Origin of the sequence: Lederbergia wuyishanensis (assembly GCF_022900255.1) — a bacterium.
GTDB classification, from domain to species: Bacteria; Bacillota; Bacilli; order Bacillales; family Bacillaceae_C; genus Lederbergia; species Lederbergia wuyishanensis.
Window position 1 is genome coordinate 419,937 of the sequence record NZ_JALIRM010000001.1, and the last position, 18,648, is coordinate 438,584.

Annotated in this window: 24 protein-coding genes; all 24 read left to right on the plus strand. The window is 34.9% G+C overall.

Annotated elements, in window-relative coordinates; genetic code table 11:
- Positions 1 to 6 precede the first annotated feature (6 nt).
- The 24 genes from codY to flhB all read left to right on the plus strand — a co-directional run bounded on the left by codY (position 7) and on the right by flhB (position 18,511).
- The gene (gene codY / locus MT489_RS02175; protein WP_244679860.1) at positions 7 to 786 is read left to right on the plus strand and encodes a GTP-sensing pleiotropic transcriptional regulator CodY; all 780 of its coding nucleotides are present in this window, start codon (positions 7 to 9) and stop codon (positions 784 to 786) included.
- Positions 787 to 990: 204 nt separating this feature from the next.
- A complete protein-coding gene (gene flgB, locus MT489_RS02180) occupies positions 991 to 1,380 on the plus strand; it encodes a flagellar basal body rod protein FlgB (protein ID WP_244679861.1) in 390 nt (129 codons plus the stop codon).
- Positions 1,381 to 1,387: 7 nt separating this feature from the next.
- Positions 1,388 to 1,837: a flagellar basal body rod protein FlgC gene (gene flgC, locus MT489_RS02185; protein ID WP_244680611.1), complete on the plus strand. Its 450-nt coding sequence runs from the start codon at positions 1,388 to 1,390 to the stop codon at positions 1,835 to 1,837.
- Between the two features lie 21 nt (positions 1,838 to 1,858).
- Complete coding sequence (gene fliE, locus MT489_RS02190) at positions 1,859 to 2,164, plus strand: flagellar hook-basal body complex protein FliE (RefSeq protein ID WP_244679862.1); 306 nt, start codon at positions 1,859 to 1,861, stop codon at positions 2,162 to 2,164.
- Between the two features lie 56 nt (positions 2,165 to 2,220).
- Positions 2,221 to 3,807, plus strand: coding sequence for a flagellar basal-body MS-ring/collar protein FliF (gene fliF, locus MT489_RS02195; protein WP_244679863.1), 1,587 nt, complete (start codon positions 2,221 to 2,223; stop codon positions 3,805 to 3,807).
- Between the two features lie 12 nt (positions 3,808 to 3,819).
- Positions 3,820 to 4,827, plus strand: a complete 1,008-nt coding sequence (gene fliG / locus MT489_RS02200) for a flagellar motor switch protein FliG (protein WP_244679864.1) — start codon at positions 3,820 to 3,822, stop codon at positions 4,825 to 4,827.
- Positions 4,820 to 5,584 (plus strand): flagellar assembly protein FliH, encoded by a 765-nt coding sequence (gene fliH / locus MT489_RS02205; RefSeq protein ID WP_244679865.1) that lies wholly within the window; start codon positions 4,820 to 4,822, stop codon positions 5,582 to 5,584. The genes fliG and fliH overlap by 8 nt, the downstream gene beginning before the upstream one ends.
- The gene (fliI, locus tag MT489_RS02210) at positions 5,584 to 6,909 is read left to right on the plus strand and encodes a flagellar protein export ATPase FliI (RefSeq protein ID WP_244679866.1); all 1,326 of its coding nucleotides are present in this window, start codon (positions 5,584 to 5,586) and stop codon (positions 6,907 to 6,909) included. Before fliH ends, fliI begins: the two co-directional genes overlap by 1 nt.
- Positions 6,906 to 7,352 (plus strand): flagellar export protein FliJ, encoded by a 447-nt coding sequence (gene fliJ, locus MT489_RS02215; RefSeq protein WP_244679867.1) that lies wholly within the window; start codon positions 6,906 to 6,908, stop codon positions 7,350 to 7,352. The genes fliI and fliJ overlap by 4 nt, the downstream gene beginning before the upstream one ends.
- 8 nt (positions 7,353 to 7,360) lie before the next feature.
- Positions 7,361 to 7,957, plus strand: a complete 597-nt coding sequence (locus MT489_RS22285) for a MotE family protein (RefSeq protein WP_244679868.1) — start codon at positions 7,361 to 7,363, stop codon at positions 7,955 to 7,957.
- A gap of 28 nt (positions 7,958 to 7,985) precedes the next feature.
- On the plus strand, positions 7,986 to 9,221 hold the full coding sequence (locus MT489_RS22290) for a flagellar hook-length control protein FliK (RefSeq protein WP_244679869.1): 1,236 nt from the start codon (positions 7,986 to 7,988) through the stop codon (positions 9,219 to 9,221).
- A gap of 4 nt (positions 9,222 to 9,225) precedes the next feature.
- Positions 9,226 to 9,855, plus strand: coding sequence for a flagellar hook assembly protein FlgD (gene flgD, locus MT489_RS02230; RefSeq protein WP_244679870.1), 630 nt, complete (start codon positions 9,226 to 9,228; stop codon positions 9,853 to 9,855).
- Between the two features lie 16 nt (positions 9,856 to 9,871).
- Complete coding sequence (locus tag MT489_RS02235) at positions 9,872 to 10,258, plus strand: TIGR02530 family flagellar biosynthesis protein (protein WP_244679871.1); 387 nt, start codon at positions 9,872 to 9,874, stop codon at positions 10,256 to 10,258.
- A gap of 89 nt (positions 10,259 to 10,347) precedes the next feature.
- The gene (locus tag MT489_RS02240) at positions 10,348 to 11,718 is read left to right on the plus strand and encodes a flagellar hook-basal body complex protein (RefSeq protein ID WP_244679872.1); all 1,371 of its coding nucleotides are present in this window, start codon (positions 10,348 to 10,350) and stop codon (positions 11,716 to 11,718) included.
- A gap of 53 nt (positions 11,719 to 11,771) precedes the next feature.
- The gene (locus MT489_RS02245) at positions 11,772 to 11,990 is read left to right on the plus strand and encodes a flagellar FlbD family protein (RefSeq protein WP_244679873.1); all 219 of its coding nucleotides are present in this window, start codon (positions 11,772 to 11,774) and stop codon (positions 11,988 to 11,990) included.
- Entirely contained in the window at positions 11,983 to 12,405 is a 423-nt protein-coding gene (gene fliL / locus MT489_RS02250; protein WP_244679874.1) for a flagellar basal body-associated protein FliL, read from the plus strand. The genes MT489_RS02245 and fliL overlap by 8 nt, the downstream gene beginning before the upstream one ends.
- Positions 12,406 to 12,441: 36 nt before the next feature.
- The gene (gene fliM / locus MT489_RS02255; protein ID WP_244679875.1) at positions 12,442 to 13,443 is read left to right on the plus strand and encodes a flagellar motor switch protein FliM; all 1,002 of its coding nucleotides are present in this window, start codon (positions 12,442 to 12,444) and stop codon (positions 13,441 to 13,443) included.
- Positions 13,433 to 14,602, plus strand: coding sequence for a flagellar motor switch phosphatase FliY (gene fliY / locus MT489_RS02260; protein ID WP_244679876.1), 1,170 nt, complete (start codon positions 13,433 to 13,435; stop codon positions 14,600 to 14,602). Before fliM ends, fliY begins: the two co-directional genes overlap by 11 nt.
- A 19-nt stretch (positions 14,603 to 14,621) precedes the next feature.
- Positions 14,622 to 14,984, plus strand: a complete 363-nt coding sequence (locus MT489_RS02265; RefSeq protein WP_244679877.1) for a chemotaxis protein CheY — start codon at positions 14,622 to 14,624, stop codon at positions 14,982 to 14,984.
- A gap of 6 nt (positions 14,985 to 14,990) precedes the next feature.
- Positions 14,991 to 15,677, plus strand: coding sequence for a flagellar biosynthetic protein FliO (locus MT489_RS02270; protein ID WP_244679878.1), 687 nt, complete (start codon positions 14,991 to 14,993; stop codon positions 15,675 to 15,677).
- A complete protein-coding gene (fliP, locus tag MT489_RS02275) occupies positions 15,670 to 16,338 on the plus strand; it encodes a flagellar type III secretion system pore protein FliP (RefSeq protein WP_244679879.1) in 669 nt (222 codons plus the stop codon). The genes MT489_RS02270 and fliP overlap by 8 nt, the downstream gene beginning before the upstream one ends.
- Before the next feature lie 40 nt (positions 16,339 to 16,378).
- Positions 16,379 to 16,648, plus strand: coding sequence for a flagellar biosynthesis protein FliQ (gene fliQ / locus MT489_RS02280; protein ID WP_244679880.1), 270 nt, complete (start codon positions 16,379 to 16,381; stop codon positions 16,646 to 16,648).
- A gap of 4 nt (positions 16,649 to 16,652) precedes the next feature.
- On the plus strand, positions 16,653 to 17,429 hold the full coding sequence (gene fliR, locus MT489_RS02285) for a flagellar biosynthetic protein FliR (protein WP_244679881.1): 777 nt from the start codon (positions 16,653 to 16,655) through the stop codon (positions 17,427 to 17,429).
- Positions 17,429 to 18,511, plus strand: a complete 1,083-nt coding sequence (flhB, locus tag MT489_RS02290; protein ID WP_244679882.1) for a flagellar biosynthesis protein FlhB — start codon at positions 17,429 to 17,431, stop codon at positions 18,509 to 18,511. Before fliR ends, flhB begins: the two co-directional genes overlap by 1 nt.
- Positions 18,512 to 18,648: the final 137 nt, after the last annotated feature.

Genomic DNA, 18,648 nt, shown 5'->3' on the forward strand with positions numbered 1-18,648 from the left:
GAATCCATGGAATTATTAACTAGAACAAGAACTATTAATGCAATGCTACAAAAAGCTGCAGGGAAACCAGTAAATTTTAAAGAAATGTCTGAAACATTAAGCTCTGTTATTCAAGCAAATGTTTTCGTATTAAGTCGAAGAGGTAAATTGTTAGGCTATGCCATCAATCAAGCGATTGAAAACGAAAGAATGAAAAAGATGCTTGAAGACAGACAATTCCCTGAAGAATATACAAAAAGCTTATTTCATATAACAGAAACATCTTCAAATCTTTCAGTAGATAGTGAATACACCGCTTTCCCGGTTGAAAATAAGGATCTTTTTAGTAACGGATTAACTACAATCGTTCCTATTATCGGTGGAGGTGAGCGTCTCGGTACACTAATATTAGCACGTTTGGAAGAAGAGTTTCGAGATGATGATTTAATCTTGGCCGAGTATGGTGCTACTGTGGTAGGGATGGAAATTTTAAGAGAAAAATCAGAAGAAATTGAAGAAGAAGCTAGAAGTAAAGCGGTCGTTCAAATGGCAATAAGTTCATTGTCATACAGTGAGCTTGAAGCAATCGAACACATTTTTGAAGAATTAAACGGCAACGAAGGATTACTTGTTGCATCGAAGATCGCAGATCGTGTTGGAATTACTCGTTCTGTAATCGTGAATGCGCTGAGAAAACTTGAAAGTGCTGGGGTAATTGAATCTCGTTCACTAGGAATGAAAGGAACATATATTAAAGTGTTAAATTCAAAATTCCTTAAAGAACTTGAAAAACTTAAATCAAACTAAAACTAAATAAATTGTTACAAAAAAGTTACTAGATTGTAAAATCTAGTAGCTTTTTTTGAGTCTAAAGAACTATTTTGTCTAGTTTTGACGTATTTTAGCTTAAAAGTATAGTCCGGTGTATAGACGTAATATGACAAAAACATTACAATGTAAATGTGGTAATTGTAGGTAAATAGATAAAAATGTAGAAATGCGGTGTCAAAATTGAAATTATTTTCTAGTAATTTTCAAACACTTGAAAAAGCCTTGGGTTATTCGTCACTTAAACATAAAACAATAGCTCAAAATATCGCAAATGTGGATGTACCGAATTACAAAGCAAAAGACGTAAGTTTTAAGCAAGTTCTAACTGAATCCACTAAACCTATTATGGCGAATAGAACCGATTCACGTCACTTTCAATTTAGCATTAGTACAGGTCAGTTAAATGTTTACACAAAGAAAAATACAGAATACAACCACAACGGAAATAACGTAGATATTGACAGCGAAATGTCTGACATGGCAGCCAATCAAATTTATTACCAAGCTTTAATAGAAAGATTAAACGGTAAATTTTCTACTCTTCAAAATGTGATTAAAGGAGGAAGATAACATGTCTATGTTTCAAAGTATGGGAATCACGTCCTCCGCACTCACATCTCAAAGATTAAGGATGGATGTTATATCCTCTAATATGGCTAATGTCGATACGACTCGTGGAAAATTAGTGGATGGTCAGTGGCAACCCTATACGAGAAAAATGGTCGTTATGCAGCCAAAAGAATCATCCTTTTCATCCATTTTTAATTCTAGTCTCCAAAACACTGGAAATAACAAAATGAATGGTGTGAAAGTTTCAAATATTGTAGAAGATGAATCTCCATATCGGCTTGTGTATGATCCTGAACATCCAGATGCTAACGAGGAAGGCTACGTTCAAATGCCAAATGTTGATCCACTAAAAGAAATGGTGGACTTAATGAGTGCCACCCGCTCATACGAAGCAAACGTAACTGTATTTAATGCGTCCAAATCTATGTATATAAAAGCTTTAGAATTAGGAAAGTAAATTTAGGAGGCACATGACTTAATGCCGATTAATAATATTAATTTTTCAAACATTCAACTCGCTCCTGTGAAAAATAATTTTAAACAAGATGGAGGAGTACAAAATAATTCAAGTTTTAAAGATATGTTAAAAAATGCAATTAATGAAGTTAATAACGCTCAAATAGAATCCGATGTTGCTACAGAAAAATTAGCAAGAGGGGAAAATATTGAGTTACATGAAGTAATGATTGCAGCTCAAAAAGCATCTATTACAATGCAAGCTGCACTTGAAATTCGCAATAAAGCTGTTGAAGCATATCAAGAAATGATGAGAATGCAAGTTTAACTTTGGGCTGATGAGGTTTGCCTTTTTAGATTTGCTTTATAGTAAGGGGCTTTTAAATGAGAGAGACAATAAACAAGAAAATAGCTAGTTTAAGAGAATACTGGACGACCAGAACAGGCAATCAAAAATTCATTATACTTGGTTCGATTCTTACTGCCCTTATTTTAGTGGCTGGCATCTTCTATTTTGCCTCTAAGTCCACATTAGTCCCGTTATATACAAACCTATCACCTTCAGAGACAGGCTCCATCAAGGAAAGTCTCGACGCAAAAGGAATTAAATCGGAAATTGCTGATGGTGGAAAGACAATCAAGGTACCCGAAGAACAAGTTGATACCTTGTTAGTAGAGTTAGCTGCAGAAGGTATTCCAAAATCAGGAAATATTGATTATTCCTTTTTTGGCGCAAATGCAGGTTTTGGCATGACAGACAATGAGTTTAATGTGCTTAAATTAGAAGCTACTCAAACAGAACTAGCAGAATTAATGAAAAGTATTGACGGAATAGAGCAAGCCAAAGTGATGATAACTTTGCCTGAAAAAGGGATATTTTTAAGTGATTCAAAGGAAGAAGCTTCTGCTTCTATCATATTACACACTAAGCCTGGTCATGAGTTTAACGAAAAACAAATTAAATCACTTTACCATCTTGTATCAAAAAGTATTCCGAATTTACCAGAAGAAAATATAGTGATTCGGAATCAATTCCTTGAATATTTTGATTTGAATAATGAAAAGTATGCTGATAATGGTTACACACAGCAAATGCAAATTAAAAGTCAAATTGAAAGAGATATCCAACGTCAAGTTCAAAATATGCTAGGAACTTTGATGGGTTTTGATAAAGTCGTTACATCTGTTACTGCTGATATAGACTTTACCCAAGAAAACAGGGAAGAAAACCTGGTTACACCAGTTGATGAAGAAAATATGCGTGGTATAGCAATAAGTGCTCATCGGATTACGGAAACTTTTACAGGTAAAGCTGATCAAGTCGGTGGTATTCCACAAGGTGGAGATACACCTGATGCAGGGACGAGTTATCAAGCAGGAAGTGATTCCAATGGTGACTACGAAAAAACTGAAGAAACAATTAATAATGAAGTTAATAGAATTCGTAAAGAAATTGTAGAAAGTCCATACAAAATTAGAGATCTCGGGATACAAGTCATGGTTGAACCACCGACTCCAGAAGACATTAATACATTCCCCGAGGATCGGAAACAAGATATCCGAGAATTACTATCTACAATTGTGAGAACGTCAATAGATAAAGACGCTGGAACCGACTTATCGGACGATTCCATTCAAAATAAGATAGTTGTGTCGGTACAACCGTTCAATGGAAAGGTTGATATCCAAGATATACCAACTCAAAAACTTCCATGGTGGATATACGTAATAGGTGGAGTATTACTAATCATAATCGGAATTCTTCTATTCTTAATGTTGCGTGCTAGAAGAAATAGTGATGAAGAAGACGAGGAATTTGAAGAAACGATGGAAGAGCCTATTGAAATCCCTGATTTACCAGAAGAAGTTTTAACAGAAGCTGGAATGCGCAAGAAACAGCTAGAAAAATTAGCAAAGGAAAAACCAGACGAATTTGCCAAATTATTGCGCACATGGTTAGCAGAGGATTAGGAGGAGTTACCATTGTCTAAAAAAGGATTAAGCGGAAAGCAAAAGGCAGCCATTCTCTTAATTTCGCTTGGACCTGATGTTGCATCATCTGTGTATAAGCATTTGACAGAAGAAGAAATGGAAAAATTAACACTAGAAATTTCAAGTGTAAGAAAAGTTGACTCCTCTGCAAAAGAAGAAGTAATGGACGAGTTTCATAATATTGCTATAGCTCAAGATTATATTACTCAAGGTGGAATAGGTTACGCGAAAACAGTGTTAGAAAAAGCACTTGGAGCTGAACAAGCTATGACCATTATCAACCGACTCACTTCCTCTTTACAAGTTCGCCCATTTGATTTTGCAAGAAAAGCAGATGCTGGTCAGATTTTAAATTTTATTCAGAATGAACATCCACAAACAATAGCACTGATTTTATCGTATTTAGATCCTGAGAAGGCAGGACAAATTTTGTCAGAGCTTCCTCAGGAAAAGCAAACGGATATTGCTAAAAGAATTGCAGTAATGGACCGCACTTCTCCTGAAGTGATAAGTGAGATTGAAAGCATACTCGAACGAAAGTTATCTGCGACCGTCACACAAGATTACACACAAACAGGTGGAATTGAGGCAGTTGTTGATGTATTAAATGGTGTTGACCGCGCGACAGAAAAAACAATTTTAGATGCTTTAGAAATCGAAGATCCTGTTTTAGCTGAAGAAATTAAAAAGCGAATGTTTGTATTTGAAGATATTGTCACGCTTGATAACAGGTCAATCCAAAGGATTATTCGCGAATGTGATAATGAAGATCTTTTATTGGCACTTAAGATATCCAGCGATGAAGTGAAAGATGTTATTTATAGAAACATGTCAACACGTATGGTTGAAACGATTAAAGAAGAAATGGAATATATGGGGCCAGTCAGATTGAGAGATGTAGAAGAAGCCCAGACGAAAATAGTTGGCATTATTCGCAGGCTTGAAGAATTAGGAGAAATCATCGTTGCTCGCGGTGGAGGGGACGATATCATTGTCTAGGATTATAAAAAATAATTCAGCACCACCTATTCAAAGTGAGTCAAAGGTGATAAGTGTAAGACGCATCCAATTGACTAGTCAAGAACACGTTGAGCAATCTATTGAATCTGTATTAGAAGAAAGAGACGAAATCCTTCATAATGCTGAAATTGAAGCAAATAAACTTCTAGAAGCTGCAAAAGCTGAAGTAAATCAATTGTTACAGAATATTGAAATGCGTCGTTCTGAATGGGAACTAGAAGAAAAAAAGCTTATAGACGATGCATATGAAAAGGGATTGAATATTGGGATAGAGGAAGGCAGACGAAATGGTTACGCTGAATATGAAAACCTTATTGAAAAGGCGAAAGAAGTAGTAAATACCTCAAAAATCGCCTTTAAAGAATATCTTGAAAGCTCTGAAACTGTAATCGTTGATATTGCCATAAAATCTGCGGAAAGAATCATTCATACTAGTCTGGCCGACCAAAAAGATAACTTCATACCTCTCGTTAAAAGAGCGCTTAAAGAAGCAAAAGATTTTAAGGAAGTACAGATTCACGTGCATCCTTTGCAATATGAACTTTTAATATCTGAAAAAAATGAATTGGATGCAGTTTTCCCAAATGGTACACAATGTTTTATTTATCCCGATGAAGATTTGGAAGAATACTCATGCTATATAGAATCCGAACATGGGAGAATTGATGCAAGTGTATCAAGCCAGCTTGTGGAATTAAAAAAGAACATGATGGAATTACTTAAGGGCGATGAATAATGGAAGCAAAAGAACTAATTCCCCATATAAAAAATCTTTCAACGTTCCAGCGGTTTGGACGGGTTAGCAGAGTTGTAGGCTTAATGATAGAGTCTCAGGGGCCAGAAAGTTCTATCGGTGATGTCTGCCTCATCCATATAGGTGGGAAAGCAAAGAAGAGAAAGATTATTGCTGAGGTCGTAGGCTTTAAAGAGCAGCTTATAATACTTATGCCATATACGAATATACAAGAAATTTCTCCTGGAAGTCTTGTAGAGGCCACTTCGAAACCTCTACAAATAAAAGTTGGTCCAGAATTAATTGGTCGAGTGGTCGATTCTTTAGGAAATCCAATGGATGATTTTCAAATGCCAATCAAAATGAAGACTATCCCGACTGATCGAACACCGCCAAACCCACTTAGCCGACCTCCAGTTTCAGAAAAGCTTGAAGTAGGAGTAAGGTCAATTGATAGTCTATTAACTGTAGGAAAAGGTCAAAGAATGGGAATCTTTGCTGGTAGTGGAGTAGGTAAAAGTACGCTGCTTGGAATGATAGCAAGGAATACGACGGCTGATATTAATGTTATTGCCTTGATTGGAGAACGAGGCAGAGAAGTAAGGGAATTTATTGATCGAGACCTTGGACCTGAAGGGTTGAAAAAAACTATTATTGTTGCGGCAACTTCAGATATGCCAGCACTTATGAGAATAAAAGGTGCATTCACTGCTACAGCTATAGCTGAATATTTCCGAGATAAAGGAAAAGATGTCATGTTCATGATGGATTCCGTAACAAGGGTTGCTATGGGACAAAGAGAGGTTGGCCTTGCTGTTGGTGAGCCGCCTGCAACAAAAGGATATACACCTTCAGTGTTTTCTATACTACCTCGTCTTTTAGAACGTACTGGAACAAATGAGTATGGGTCGATCACAGCCTTCTATACTGTATTGGTAGATGGAGATGATATGAATGAACCAATTGCTGATGCAGTTAGAGGAATATTGGATGGACATATTGTTTTAGATCGCGAATTAGCGAATAAAGGTCAATATCCAGCAATTAATGTTCTAAAGAGTGTTAGTCGACTTATGAATCATCTATCTACTAGAGAACACAGACAAGCTGCTGAAAAAATACGAGACTTATTAAGTACGTATTCAAATTCTGAGGACCTTATTAATATTGGGGCTTATAAACGTGGTGCTTCGAAAGAAATAGATGAAGCCATTTTAGCTTATCCTCATATTATTTCATTCCTTAAACAGGAAACAGATGAACACTTAACGATTCAAGAAAGTATTGATTCTATGATTGACCTGATGAAAATAGGTGAATTGAGTTGAAATATGAATACAAATTTCAAAAAATCTTAACGCTGAAAGAACGGGAAAAAGATGAAGCATTGTCCTTATACCAAGAATCAGTAAAAAAGTTTGAAGATGTTGCGGAACAATTATTTGATTTATTGAAGAAAAAAGAAAATCTTGAACAATATCAACTTCGTGAACTTACAGGTGGACTATCCATTCATAAAATCCGTCATTATCAGCAATTTATTAGTAATTTGGAAAAAACGATTAGCCACGTTCAACGCCTTGTTATGAATGCACGTAACACGATGAATTGGTATGAAGAGAAATTAAAAGAGACTAATATCGAAGTGAAAAAATATGAAAAATTAAAAGATAAAACATATCAATATTACTTGCAAATGCTTGATAAAACAGAAAATACATACCTTGATGAATATTCATCCGTTCAATATTTTCATCGAGGCGGAAATTAGGTGAAGAAGTGGAAAAAACCTTAAAAAATCAAAAAACAGAAAAAGAACCGGGCATTTTTCATCGGTTCATCTTTTGGTTTATAATTCCGCTTTTATTTGCCCTCTTTTTAGCTTTACTTATAGCTTCTGTGGCAGGTGTTAATGTTTTTCAAAAAGCTAAAGAGTTTAGTGACAATGTCCCGATATTATCAAATATGTTTGACGAGAAAGAAAAGGCCAATGTACTTGAATATGAAGAGAAAATTGTTAATTTAGACGCTGAAATTCAAAATAAAAACGCTCAAATTGATCAACTTAAATCACAGCTTGAAAAAAATGAAAATGAAAAAGAACGTTTTTTACTTGAAAAGCAAAGACTTGAGCAAACAATAGATGAATTAATGCAAATGAGAGACGAAAATAAACGTGCTTTTAAAGAAATCGTTACAACTTATGAAGCGATGGCTCCAAAAAACGCAGCCCCAATTATTTTAGAGATGAATGATGAAGAAGCTGTAAAAATTTTATCTAATATTGGTACCGAATCTTTAGCTAAGATATTAGAAAAAATGCCTCCTGAAAAAGCGGCAAAATATTTGGAAAAGCTAGCGGCAAAAACAGAATAAAACTTGTTTTTTGAAAGGGGGTGAAAGAGTGAAAGTTGGCAGTCTTGAATCGACGATGATACAGGCACCGTTTGCAACTTCTAGTCCTATACAATCGAATAATTTGAGCTTTCAAATGATTTTAGGTGCAACGATGGATAAAAGCAAAGAAATTATGCTTATACCATCACCTAACCAAGAGTTGGGATCTGTTGCTGATTTAATTGACATTTTAAAAGGAAATGTTGATTTAGAATTCAATGAACAAGATTTAGATGTAATAGAATCTAGCATGCTTGAAACCATTCATGAATTGATAAATTGGCTAAAGGAGAACGTTGATTCAAAACATTCACTAGATACAACAAATTTTGATGAGCCACTTCCTGCTGATTTTTTAGCTGCTTCTGTATTATTATTTCAGATTATTAATGAAGTAGATAATGAAACTTTGGAGAATTTACCTTTTGACAAAACATTACCTTATGTGAAGGCTGTTAAAGAATTTTTGATTATATCCAAAGGAAATACTGTTAGCCTTTCAGAAATTAAACAGCTTGAAGATTTAGAGACTTCCATTGATAATTTGCTATTACGACTTCAAGAGTTGACAAAAGAAAATAAATATCAAACGATGCGGAAATCAATCGATCACGCATTTTTTAAAGGGAAGGAGATAAATGATTTCCATCCTCAAAACAAAAATTCAAATGTATTACAGACCTTATTAGGAAAATCTCCAAACGATCAATTGTTGAACAAGCGAATTGTTAGTCCGGACGTAATGATAAATGCTAATCCTGCTTTACAGACAGAGTCATTTATCTTACGTGTTAGTGAACCAGTTAACGAAGAAACCGCGATGCGAGGATTGATTAAGGAATTTGCAAATATTTTAAGTAGATCAAGTCTTACTCAAGGTCCTAATGCTACAAAATTATTAATTAGACTGCATCCAGAAGAATTAGGAACATTAAGAGTAGAGCTATTACAAAAGGATGGACAATTGACTGCAAGAATCTTAGCTTCTACACATAAAGCCAAAGAAATACTAGATTATCAAATCAATAGTTTAAGACAATCCTTTACACAACAAAATATTTCAATTGACAGAATAGAAGTAACATATACCCAAGATGATCTTCAGCGGTATACGAATCAAGAAAAACAAGAAAATCAGCAACGTCAGGATGAACAAAATCAAAAACAGGGAGAATCTAACCCGGAAAATAGCGAGAAATTTAAGGATGCATTAAGTAATGTTTTATTCGAAACGGAGGTGTAGTTAAATGTCCATTTCTATTAATTCAGATTTGTTGTATTCCTCTGTTCAAAAAAGAGAAGTAAAAACGGGAAAAGATATTTTAGGAAAAGATGATTTTCTAAAACTATTAATGGTCCAGTTACAAAATCAGGACCCAATGAATCCGATGCAGGATAAAGAATTTATTGCCCAAATGGCTACTTTTTCGTCTCTAGAGCAGATGACTAATATGAACAAATCAATTGAATCATTAGTTCAATTTCAATCACAATCTAGCTTAATTTCTCTTAGTCAGTTTGTTGGCAAAGAAGTGACATGGCATAAAGTTAATGAAGAAACTAGTACGTCTGAACCAACTTTTATTAATGGAAAAGGAATTGTAAGTTCAGTTCAATTTGTCGGTGATACTGTAAAGTTCACATTAGAGGACGGAACCGAATTAGCTCCAGCAAACATTTCTGAAGTTAATAATATTTCTGCTGAATCGCCTCTTATTTCCGCAACATCCATGATTGGAAAGAACATTTCTTGGATGGAAGATGAAGAAGAACTAAGCGGTATTGTGAAGTCAGTATCAATGAAAAATAATATTGTGTTTCTTCATACTGAGGAAGGGCAAGCAATCAAGAATAATGATGTCATTAAAATAAGCTAGTAAAGGAAGTATTGAAATGGAAAATATAATTCATAAGCTTCCTGTACAACCAATTGCCCTACATTCTAAAACCAAATCTAGTAAGACAACAAAATCTAGCAATCAAACCTTTTCTCAAATTCTTGATCAGGAAACTTCCAAGCAGACCAGACTAACAATTAGTAAGCATGCAGGTATAAGAATGAGTGAAAGAAAAATCTCAATCGAGCAGGACGTCTGGGATCAAATCGAGATAAAAGTTAATGAAGCAAAAAGGCAAGGGGTTAAAGATTCACTAGTCCTATTAAAAAATGCAGCAATGATCATAAGTGCCAAAAATAATACAGTCGTAACAGTCATGGATAGACAGGAAGCAGGAAGTCAAATATTTACGAAAATCGATGGGACCATCATTTTGGAATAATACGATAAAAAAGGATGCAGCTGGACCTAAAATAGGAAGCTGCGAGCCGCCGACTGACAGACGCGGTTCATTGAAGGGAGAACAATAAAATGATTCGTTCAATGTATTCGGGAATTAGCGGGATGAAAAACTTCCAAACAAAATTAGATGTAATTGGAAATAACATTGCGAATGTTAACACATATGGATTCAAAAAAGGCCGTGTTACGTTTAAAGATATGGTTAGTCAAACAATATCGGGTGCAAGTGCTCCAACACAAGGCAGAGGTGGAACGAATCCGAAGCAAGTTGGACTTGGTTCACAGTTAGCTTCTATTGATATGATAGATACCCAAGGAAGCTTGCAAACAACAGGAAGAGTTCTCGACCTTGCCATACAAGGTGATGGATATTTGACAATTGCCGAAGGGACTCCAAGTGGAGATACTTTCTTTGCAACGTCTACTTATTATACGAGGGCAGGTAATCTCTATTTAAATAATGATGGATACGTAGTTACAGGCACTGGGCATTATGTTTTAGCTACTAATCCTAGCGATAATAGTTTACAGCCAATTCGTATTAATGGAGGTAAAATACAAGAAATAGAAAGCTTTAGTATTTCTGAAAATGGAAAAATCAGTTTTATTAAAACTTCAAATCAAACTTCAATTGATAAAGCTCGTGAATTAATCGGAAATATAGCAGGTACTGCAAAAAATCTTGTAGAAAATCCGACTTCAAAGAAATACCTTGATTCTTTAGTAAAAATAACAGATGAACTAGACGAAGTGTTAAAAGAAGCAGAAAAGGAAGCTCAATTATTGAAGGTTGAAGCAGATAATTTACTTGCAAAAGCAAATGCTGGCACCGATGCTCGTGCAAAAACAGCTGCTACCGATGCTCAAAATAGAGCAGTAGATGCCTTAACGAAAGTTCAGGACATTAAAGCAAAATATGATGATTTAAAAAATAAAGTTACTGATGTTGACAATAAATTTACAACATACCAAACTACACCAAATGATACGAATAAAAAGGCAGTAGAAGATGCGGCAACTTTAGCACTTACTAGTGCAAATGACGCTTCAGCAACAATATCAGTCGCCTCTGACGGTGTTTCTAATGCAATGGATGCAATTGATTACATTCACGCTACAGAGCTAGGCCTTTCTAAAGACGGAGATTTATATACAACTAATTTTTCGATTACTCTCGCTCGCTTTTCCAATAGTGGTGGGCTTCAGAAAGTGGGAGAAAATATGTTTACACAAACAGCCGCATCTGGTATAGCGACATACACAGTTCCAGGAAGTGACGGTTCAGGGACACTAGTTTCAGGTTCACTTGAAATGTCCAATGTAGATCTTTCAGAGGAATTTACAGAAATGATAGTAGCCCAACGTGGCTTCCAAGCGAACACAAGGATTATTACAACATCCGATGAAATTTTGCAGGAGCTCGTTAACTTAAAACGATAATGTAAGGGGGGAGAAGGGTCGGGTGCTCCCTGCGATCCGGCCCTGATCATTCTTTGATCAAAATAACTAGATTAAATGGAAGTACATTTATATTAAACGCATTATATATTGAAAAAGTAGAGTCATTTCCAGATACTACAATTACCCTCACGAATGGACGAAAATATGTAGCAGCAGAATCAGAGGAGTTAATAAACAATCGTATCGTGGAATTCTATCAATCCATTAATCTCCTTGGCCGAAAAGAATTGGAGGATTTGAAAGATGAGTAAAAAAATATTTCCAACTATGATGGTTGTTTTAACATCAATTTTACTGCTTGCTACATTATCCTTAATTATTATCATGAATCTTGGTGATAAAGATAAAAAGGAACCAACTATAGATGAAGTTATAAAAGTATCCGTAGATGTCCCTGAGATTATGACAAATGTAAAAACTGGGGATTATGTTAAAATTTCTTTTAAAGTTCAGACAGATGGAAAAAAGGCAAAAGAAGAATTTAAGAAAAGAGATTTTCAAATTAAAAATCTAATCATATCCGAGCTTTCTGAAATGGAACCTTCCGATTTAGATGGAAAGGAAGGTAAACAAAATCTGGAAGAGACGATTAAAGGGAAAATAAACGATCTAATGCAAAACGGAAAAGTAGTTAGAGTGTACATCACCTCCTATGTCATTTCTTAAATTACTTATAATCTAATTTGAAACGGAGGTGCAGCTATGCCGGAAGATGTGTTATCGCAAAGTGAAATTGATGCTCTGCTATCCGCTATATCTACGGGTGAAATGTCAGCGGAAGATTTTAAAAGAGAAGAAGACGTTAAAAAGGTAAAAATATACGACTTTAAACGAGCATTAAGATTCTCTAAAGATCAAGTCCGAAGTTTGACGAGAATCTATGAGAATTTTGCACGTTTATTAACAACATATTTTTCTGCTCAACTAAGGACGTATGTTAATATTACCGTTGCTACTGCGGATCAAATTCCATATGAAGAATATGTACGTTCCGTCCCTAATATGACCATTTTAAATGTCATAGAGGTCCCTCCTCTCGAAGGTAGAATGATCATGGAAATACATCCTAATATTGCATATGCGATGATTGATAGAATCCTTGGGGGAAAAGGAACCTCAATAAATAAGATTGAGAACTTAACTGAAATAGAAACACGGCTTATGACTAACTTATTTGAGCATACGTTGGAGCATTTACAGGAGGCATGGTCGGGCATTGCAGAAATAGATCCCATTTTATCCGAACTGGAAGTAAATCCGCAATTTTTACAAGTTGCAACTCCAAATGAAACTGTAGTAGTTATTTCCATGAACGCAAGTGTAGGAGAAACGAGTGGGATGATTAATATATGTATACCTCATGTTTTGTTAGAGCCTATCATTCCTAAACTCTCGGCACATTATTGGATGGAAACAAACACAAAGATTAGAAAGCCGGAAGAGGTTGCATTACTGGAAGAAAAAATAAAAGAAGCACATATGGAACTAACCGTTGACCTTGGATTATCTACTATTACAATTGATGACTTTCTATCTTTAAATGTGGGAGATGTTATTGAATTAAATAGACGTATTGATGAACCTCTTACGATTAAGGTTGGAGAAAAACCTAAATTCATCGGACAAGCTGGTAAAAGGAATAAAAAAATGGCTGTACAAATTATTGATAATATAGAGGAGGGCGAAGGAAATAATGAATGGTGAAATGCTCTCACAAGATGAGATTGATGCGTTATTACGCGGTGAACCAGTAAATGAGGATGTAGTGAAAGAAGAAGTTCTTGAAGTATCTGATTATTTAACCGAAATGCAGCAAGATGCTATAGGAGAACTTGGAAATATTTCTTTTGGCAGTTCAGCAACTGCATTATCTACATTATTAAATCAAAAGGTAGAAATTACAACACCATCAGTTTCCATTATTGATAATGCAAAACTGGAAGAAGAATTTCCACATCCTTATGTAGCAATTCAAGTTAAATATACGGCTGGTTTCTCTGGAGTAAATATTCTTGTTATAAAGCAAAGTGATGCAGCCATTATTGCGGATTTAATGCTTGGTGGAGATGGAACATCGCCTGCTAACATGTTAGATGAGATACATTTAAGTGCGGTTCAAGAAGCTATGAATCAAATGATGGGTTCAGCTGCAACTTCAATGTCATCCATTTTTGAAAAGAAGGTAGATATTTCCCCGCCTTCTATTGAGTTATTAAATTTTTCTCAGGGGGAAGGAACTCAAACAATTCCACAGCAAAACCTTTTAGTAAAAGTATCTTTTCATCTATCGATAGGCAATTTAATAGATTCCGATATTATGCAAGTTCTTCCAATTGAATTTGCCAAGAAGCTTGTAGTAGATTTGTTTGAAAAAAATAGCAATACACAATCGGAGACAAACCCTCCAATTATTTCGAATGATGATAAGTTGCAAGTTTCAAAAAATGAACAAAGTTCACAGCAATCTCAAAACACAATAAATAATAATCAACCGAAAAATGAACATAACCAAGAGTCAAATAGAGAGGCTCCAAAAAGTCAATTGAACGTTCAATCAGCAACCTTTTTAGATTTTAATCAATCTAATACACCCGCGCCAGAGACGAAAAATCTTGACATGCTTCTTGATATACCATTGCAGGTTACTGTAGAGCTTGGTAAGACCAAAAAATCGGTTAAAGAAATTCTTGAACTTGGTGCTGGATCTATTATTGAATTGGATAAGCTGGCAGGTGAGCCTGTAGAAATACTAGTTAACAGCAGGCTAATTGCTAAAGGTGAAGTAGTTGTAATTGATGAAAATTTTGGAGTAAGAGTAACTGACATTGTCAGCCAATCCGATAGATTAAAAAAGTTAAATTGATATTTTAGGAGGAAATACAGTGGCAAATAGAATTTTAATTGTGGATGACGCCGCATTTATGAGAATGATGATTAAGGATATTTTGGTGAAAAATGGTTTCGAGGTAGTTGGAGAAGCAGTAGATGGAGTTCAAGCTGTAGAAAAATATAATGAGCTTAAACCAGATTTAGTCACAATGGATATTACAATGCCTGAAATGGATGGAATTACAGCTTTAAAAGAAATAAAAGCAATCGATCCAGCTGCAAAAATTATTATGTGTTCTGCAATGGGGCAACAAGCAATGGTTATTGATGCAATTCAAGCAGGCGCAAAAGATTTTATTGTTAAGCCGTTCCAAGCGGATAGGGTAATAGAAGCTATCCAAAAAACATTAGGATAATAAAAAATGAATTCAATCATCAAACAAGTGGCAATTGTTTTCACCATCATGTGTATACTTCTTAGCCAAGCGGATCAAATAATCGTTTTTGCTGAAAATAATCCGCTTGGTGGAACTGTAAAAGAATGTTATACGAACAATTGTAATGAAGTTAAAGATAAAGTACAGGATAAAGGCACGAAATTAGATCAACCGGATAACAAAAATTCATTTGGTGTAGGTGTTGCAGAATTTCTAAAAATGATTCTTGCATTAATTTTTGTTATAGCCATATTATATTTTTTATTAAAATTTATTAATAAAAAAAGTCAATCGTATCAACAAAATAGACTTGTTCAAAATTTAGGAGGAACGCCATTAGGTGGCAATCGCTCTATACAAATAGTCAAAGTCGGTAATCGTTTGTTAGTTCTTGGAGTTGGAGAAAATGTACAACTTTTAAAAGAAATAGCAGATGAAGAAGAATATGAAAACTATTTAAAGCAATATGAAGATCAGTTGGATCAGAGCTTACAGCCGGTAAATATGATTACGAATTGGATCAAGCGATTAAATAAGTCTACAAACGAAACGAGAGAAAATGAACAGCAGCCATTTCATATACATTTGAAAAGACAGCTTGATGAAATCAAAAAGGAGCGCAAACAGTCAATGAAAAAGCTTGATCATAAGGAGTCTAATTTAGATGAATGAGTTTATGGAGTTTTTTAATAATAGCTCATCAGATACTGTATCTACTTCTGTCAAGCTATTATTATTACTTACTGTTTTATCTCTCGCTCCAAGTATATTAATATTGATGACGTCATTTACGAGAATAATAATTGTTCTTTCTTTCGTACGAACATCTCTTGCGACACAGCAAATGCCACCAAACCAAGTGTTGGTTGGACTAGCTTTATTCTTAACTTTTTTTATCATGGCCCCTACGTTTAGTCAGGTGAATGAACAAGCACTAACCCCTCTTTTTAATGATGAAATTAATTTAGAAGAGGCCTATGATAAAGCGGCTATACCGTTTAGAGAGTTTATGAGTAAGCATACAAGGCAAAAGGATTTAGAATTATTTCTTTCCTATTCAAAAACAGAAAGGCCGGCGACCATTCAAGATATTCCATTGACAGTATTCGTACCTGCATATGCGTTAAGTGAATTAAAGACAGCTTTTCAAATTGGATTTATGATATTTATTCCTTTTTTAGTTATTGATATGGTGGTTGCAAGTATTTTAATGTCGATGGGGATGATGATGCTTCCGCCAGTTATGATCTCACTACCGTTTAAAATATTGCTTTTTGTCCTTGTTGATGGATGGTACTTAGTCGTAAAATCCTTACTGGAGAGCTTTTACTAAATTAAAATTTTGTTATGTTGTAGATTAATGGAGTGATCAAATGAGTGCTGAAGCTGTTATCTCACTCGCGGAAAAAGGGGTATATACGATACTAATAGTAGCAGGTCCACTGCTTGTTCTTGCTTTAGTTGTAGGTCTTGCAGTGAGTATTTTTCAGGCGACAACACAAATTCAAGAACAAACTTTGGCTTTCATACCGAAAATTGTAGCTGTTTTAGTTGGTGTTGTTGTATTAGGGCCGTGGATGTTGAGTAGGCTCCTATCATATGCATCTGAAATTTTTGAAAATTTAACTCGGTTTGTAGGTTGATTAAATGGAAGCCTTGCTACCAAATTTTTCAGTGTTTTTGCTTGTATTTACTAGAGTTGCAACATTTTTTGTAACAATGCCATTATTTTCATATAAAACTTTACCCGCTTCCTATAGAATCGGTTTTGCATTTTTTTTAGCTTTGCTAATGTATTATACATTGGATGTTCAATCAATAAATATTTCAGGGGAGTATTTCCTATTAATCATAAAAGAAGCAGGGATTGGACTTTTTATTGGTTTTATAGCATATATGATTCTTTCAGCAATTCAAATTGCTGGAGGATTCATAGATTTCCAAATGGGATTTGCTATTGCGAATGTGATAGATCCTCAGACGGGAACCCAAAGTCCTCTTATCGGACAATATCTATATATGTTTTCATTATTATTTTTACTTTCGGTGAATGGGCATCATCTAATATTAGATGGAATTTTCTATAGTTATCAATTTATTCCAGTCGATCAAGTTTTTCTCCCTCTTGGAGATAGTTCACTTGCTGAATATATTATTAAATCATTTAGTGCGATGTTTACAATTGCTTTTCAAATGTCTATCCCGGTCGTCGCTTCACTTTTTCTCGTCGATGTAGCACTAGGGATAGTAGCAAGAACCGTACCACAGTTAAATATTTTTGTTGTAGGTTTTCCAATAAAAATCGCTGTTAGTTTTATAATATTATTTATCGTTTTAGGTGTAATGTTTGGTGTCGTCCAGCATCTATTCGAAACTATGCTGTACGCTATGCGAAATGTGATGAGGCTTTTAGGAGGCACGTGATGAAACAACTAAATCTGGATCTCCAATTTTTTGCGGGAGAAAAAACAGAAAAGGCTACTCCTAAAAAGAGACAAGATGCAAGAAGAAAAGGACAAACTGCAAAAAGCCAAGATGTAAATACCGCTATCGGATTATTAGCTGTTTTTTTATTCCTTTTATTCTTTTCATCTAATATGGGAAAAATCGCAGTCGATACTTTTCGTCACTCCTTTACCAAGTTTTTATTAATGGAAGTTTCTGAGGATAATATTCAACTAATTTTATTAGATATATTGAAAGAAATTGTATTTTTGCTTGGCCCTGTTATGTTAATTGCACTTGTTGCAGGTATTGCTTCCAATTTGATGCAGGTAGGTTTTATGGTAACTGGTGAACCTTTGCAGCCAAAGCTAGAAAAACTTGATCCAGTAAAAGGGTTAAAACGTATTTTTTCTATTAGAGCAATCGTTGAATTATTAAAATCAATCTTAAAAATTGGCTTTGTTGGGGCGATTACCTTTTTTGTCCTATGGATTCGGATTGATGAAGTTCTCATTCTATCTCATAAGCCTGTTGCATCTGCATTAAAAACAGTAGGGAGTCTTACGATGCAGATGGGAATAGCAGCATCACTGGCACTATTATTTTTATCTATATTTGATTATTTATATCAGAAGTATGATTATGAAAAAAACATTCGAATGTCCAAACAGGATATAAAAGATGAGTTTAAGAACACCGAAGGGGATCCTTTAATAAAATCAAAGATCAAACAAAAGCAACGAGAGATGGCTATGTCGCGCATGATGCAGGAAGTACCAAAGGCAGATGTCATTATTACAAACCCAACTCATTATGCCATCGCCCTACAATATGATGATGAAAATGATGATGCACCAGTAGTCATTGCAAAAGGAATAGACTTCATGGCACAAAAAATTAAACAAATTGCTGGTGAACATAATATTATTATGGTTGAAAACAGACCATTAGCCCGTGCTTTATATGACCAAATGGATATTGGACAAAAAATCCCTGAAGAGTTTTTCAAAGCGGTTGCAGAAATACTTGCTTATGTTTATAGAATTAAGCACAAAATTTAGAACTTGTTAGTAATGTTTTTTAGATATTGAAGTGCGGATTTGAAACGGAAGCATGTAACTTCTGTGGGAATAACATTAACGGTAAACCCCTCAGACGCTAAGCCGATTTTCAGTGTCTTAGAGAAAGCTAGCGCTTG

Excerpts from the sequence above, each read along its gene's own strand:
- codY (WP_244679860.1), top strand. The coding sequence starts at position 7 with ATGGAATTATTAACTAGAACAAGAACTATTAATGCAATGCTACAAAAA.
- flgC (WP_244680611.1), top strand. The coding sequence starts at position 1,388 with ATGTTTCAAAGTATGGGAATCACGTCCTCCGCACTCACATCTCAAAGA.
- fliE (WP_244679862.1), top strand. The coding sequence starts at position 1,859 with ATGCCGATTAATAATATTAATTTTTCAAACATTCAACTCGCTCCTGTG.
- fliF (WP_244679863.1), top strand. The coding sequence starts at position 2,221 with ATGAGAGAGACAATAAACAAGAAAATAGCTAGTTTAAGAGAATACTGG.
- fliI (WP_244679866.1), top strand. The coding sequence starts at position 5,584 with ATGGAAGCAAAAGAACTAATTCCCCATATAAAAAATCTTTCAACGTTC.
- flgD (WP_244679870.1), top strand. The coding sequence starts at position 9,226 with ATGTCCATTTCTATTAATTCAGATTTGTTGTATTCCTCTGTTCAAAAA.
- MT489_RS02235 (WP_244679871.1), top strand. The coding sequence starts at position 9,872 with ATGGAAAATATAATTCATAAGCTTCCTGTACAACCAATTGCCCTACAT.
- MT489_RS02240 (WP_244679872.1), top strand. The coding sequence starts at position 10,348 with ATGATTCGTTCAATGTATTCGGGAATTAGCGGGATGAAAAACTTCCAA.
- fliL (WP_244679874.1), top strand. The coding sequence starts at position 11,983 with ATGAGTAAAAAAATATTTCCAACTATGATGGTTGTTTTAACATCAATT.
- fliM (WP_244679875.1), top strand. The coding sequence starts at position 12,442 with ATGCCGGAAGATGTGTTATCGCAAAGTGAAATTGATGCTCTGCTATCC.
- fliY (WP_244679876.1), top strand. The coding sequence starts at position 13,433 with ATGAATGGTGAAATGCTCTCACAAGATGAGATTGATGCGTTATTACGC.
- MT489_RS02270 (WP_244679878.1), top strand. The coding sequence starts at position 14,991 with ATGAATTCAATCATCAAACAAGTGGCAATTGTTTTCACCATCATGTGT.
- fliP (WP_244679879.1), top strand. The coding sequence starts at position 15,670 with ATGAATGAGTTTATGGAGTTTTTTAATAATAGCTCATCAGATACTGTA.
- fliQ (WP_244679880.1), top strand. The coding sequence starts at position 16,379 with ATGAGTGCTGAAGCTGTTATCTCACTCGCGGAAAAAGGGGTATATACG.
- fliR (WP_244679881.1), top strand. The coding sequence starts at position 16,653 with ATGGAAGCCTTGCTACCAAATTTTTCAGTGTTTTTGCTTGTATTTACT.
- flhB (WP_244679882.1), top strand. The coding sequence starts at position 17,429 with ATGAAACAACTAAATCTGGATCTCCAATTTTTTGCGGGAGAAAAAACA.